Raw genomic sequence first — 2,049 nt, 5'->3', positions numbered from 1 at the left:
ACGCCCGGCACGTCCAGACGCTTGGGCAGCCAGCGCAGCCCGAGCAGGAGCAGGATGGTGGTGACGACTTCGACCAGCAGCTGGGTCAGGGCGAGGTCGGGCGCCGAGAACCAGACGAAGGTCACGCAGGTGACCAGCCCCGTGCCTCCGAGCAGGATCAGGGCGACCAGCCGGTGGAACTTGGCCTGCCACGCCGCGCCGACGGCGCAGGCCGCCCCGATCGCCCAGATCAGCGCCAGCACCGGATCGATGCCGGAGGGGGTGAGGTTGCCGGGACCGAGCCCGCGCAGCCAGACGGTCCAGCCCGCGGCCAGAACCGCCACGCACACCACCAGCCGCAGCTGGGGTTGCAGGCGCCGGGTGCCGAGCAGCCCCTCAAGCGTCCGCGCCAGCCGCCAGGACAGGAAGACCATGGTGCGCTCGAACATGCGCTGGCCCTGCAGGCCGCCGATCAGCGGTGCCCCGTCCTCGCCTTTCCCGAGATGTCCCTGGAGCAGACGGTAAAGGGTGACGCCGGCGACCAGGGCGATCACGCTCATCAGCAGCGGAAGGTTGAAGCCGTGCCAGACCGCCAGGCTGTAGTCCGGCGTGGCGGCGCCCAGGGCCGCGTGCGCCGCCATATCCAGATACGGCCCAACGGTGGCCGCCGGGAGCAGGCCGATGATGATGCAGGCCAGCACCAGGATCTCCACCGGGAACCGCATCCAGGTCGGCGGCTCGTGCGGCGTGAGCGGCAGATCGACCGGGTCGGGACCGAAGAAGGCGCCATGGATGAAGCGCAGCGAGTAGGCGACGCTGAAGGCGCTCGCCACCGTGGCGGCAGCCGGCAGGACGTCGAGAAGGAACGGCAGCGGCCCTTCGGCCGACAGCGCCTCGGCGAAGAACATCTCCTTGGACAGGAAGCCGTTGAGCAGCGGCACGCCGGCCATGGCCGCCGCCGCGACCAGTGCCAGCCGCGCGGTGAACGGCATGGAGCGGTTGAGGCCGGACAGGCGCCGGATGTCGCGTGTGCCGGTCTCGTGGTCGATGATGCCGACGGCCATGAACAGCGACGCCTTGAACGTCGCATGGTTGATGACGTGGAAGATCGCCGCAACCATGGCCAGCCTGCTGTTGAGGCCGAGCAGGAGCGTGATCAGCCCGAGATGGCTGATGGTCGAATAGGCCAGCAGCCCCTTCAGGTCGTTCTGGAAGATGGCGATGTAGGCGCCGAGGATCAGGGTGGTGACGCCGGCCGTGCCGACGATCCAGAACCAGGCGTCGGTCCCCGCCATCACCGGCCAGAGACGCGCCATCAGGAAGACCCCCGCCTTCACCAGCGTCGCCGAATGCAGGTAGGCGGAGACCGGCGTGGGCGCCGCCATGGCATGCGGCAGCCAGAAATGGAAGGGAAATTGCGCACTCTTGGTCAGGGCGCCGAGGAGGATCAGGACCAGCGCCGCCAGATAGAGCGGATGGGCACGGATGCGGTCGCCCGAGGCCAGCACGGCGTCGAGGTCGTAGCTGCCGACGATATGGCCGAGCACCAGCACGCCGGCGAACAGGCACAGCCCGCCGGTGGCGGTGATGGTCAGCGCCATGCGCGCGCCGTCGCGCGCCGCCGCCAGATGATGCCAGTAGCCGATCAGCAGGAAGGAGAAGAGGCTGGTCAGCTCCCAGAAGAAGGCGAGCTGGATCAGGTTTCCGGCGATGACCACGCCGGTCATCGAGCCCATGAAGGCAAGCAGGAAGGCGAAGAAGCGCGGGACCGGGTCGTCCTCCGCCATGTAGTACCGCGCGTAGAGGATCACGAGCGCACCGACGCCGGACACCATCCCCGCGAACAGCCAGGCAAAGCCGTCCATCCTCAGCACGAGGTTGAGGCCGAGGGATGGCATCCAAGCGACCTCGTGGCGGAGCACGCCGCCCGCCGCCACCGTCGGATAAGCGGCCCACAGCAGGGCGATCTCGACCACGCGATCCCNACGGCAGCCACGCCGCAGCGTTGCGGGCGTGCGTCGGCAACAGCCCGGNCGCGATGGCGCCGAGGAAGGGGAGACCGACGAGGGT

The 2,049-nt window shown here is 69.2% G+C and carries 1 protein-coding gene; it reads right to left on the bottom strand.

Annotation, left to right across the window (positions count from 1 at the left end):
- On the bottom strand, window positions 1-1,955 hold a 1,955-nt coding region (locus I71_RS15605; protein WP_244433862.1), incomplete at its 3' end, for a proton-conducting transporter membrane subunit.
- Window positions 1,956-2,049 lie beyond the last annotated feature (94 nt).

Source organism: Azospirillum sp. B506, assembly GCF_000333595.1.
Taxonomy (GTDB): domain Bacteria; phylum Pseudomonadota; class Alphaproteobacteria; order Azospirillales; family Azospirillaceae; genus Azospirillum.
This window is presented reverse-complemented; position numbering and strand designations above follow the sequence as displayed.